Source organism: Candidatus Obscuribacterales bacterium, assembly GCA_036703605.1.
In the GTDB taxonomy this organism is placed as follows: domain Bacteria; phylum Cyanobacteriota; class Cyanobacteriia; order RECH01; family RECH01; genus RECH01.
On sequence record DATNRH010000768.1, the window covers coordinates 1 to 1,021 of the forward strand.

Here is a 1,021-nt window from a genome sequence, read left to right on the forward strand (position 1 = left end):
AGTGGTGTTGGCGTCATCACTGTAACCGCCCAAGTATCTGATGGATTCGTTGACCACAGAGGTAGTGTTGCTGACCTATCAGCGCTGCTAGCTCTCCCTGACATCAACCCGCCCACGACTGCTTACGTCTCCAACTACGACGGTGCCGGTTCCGGCGCCCTCTATCAAAACCTCGGTGATGGTTGGGGTCCAGTAGATGCCGGTAAGGTACAACTGCAGCAAAACTATGCTAAGCATGAGTTTTGGATCACCATCGGTCAATCCAACATGGTTGGCATAGACATAAATACTGCAATTGGGGAAACCGGCGAAATCTTCCCACTTGGTACAGATAAGCCTGATCCTAACTGTCTGGAAGTAAGCTGGGGTGTAGAGCAGGAGCTATATAGACCCGCACCTGCAGGAGAGCTACAGATCTTCAGGCATCCTGCTCAGGATGTTAGAGATCTTCCTGGAGATGTAAAAGGCACCAGCGTAAGCTGCCGTCTTAACTTCATGAAGCGTAGACGCGAATTGTTCCCCGCTATTGATAAAATTGCGGTACTGTGCCGAGCCTGGGGAAACACTGGATTCTCCAACGGAGTGTGGGGTGTTGACGACGCTTACTACCTAGCGGTGAAGGCGGAAGCTGTTGCCTTCCTCGCAGCTAATCCGCATTACACCTTCATGGGTATTCTATGGCTACAAGGCCAACAGGATGTTGTTTCCCTGATGACAGGTCCAACGTATCAAACAGAGCTAATTGATACTATGACCGATCTGCGTGCTGCCCTACCGGGCGGCGATTCCGCTATGCTTCTTGTAGGAACCATGAACCCTACCTACCTGGGTAACACGCCTAGTGCCGCAGCAATTGACGCTGTTCATAGATCAGTTAGTTCTTTCCTTGATAACTCGGCTACAGTGGTACATGATTCCTTAACGGAAATGGCTGACGACATGGAGCATTACGCTGGCAATAGTTACAGGCAACAAGGGTTCCTATTCGCTAATGCTTCGGCTGAGTTCTCCCTTAAGCAAA

Annotated in this window: 1 protein-coding gene; it reads left to right on the forward strand. The window is 50.4% G+C overall.

All coding sequences use genetic code 11. From position 1 onward, the window contains the following. A partial coding sequence (locus V6D20_15955) for a sialate O-acetylesterase (protein HEY9817274.1) occupies nucleotides 1–1,021 on the forward strand: 1,021 nt, incomplete at both ends.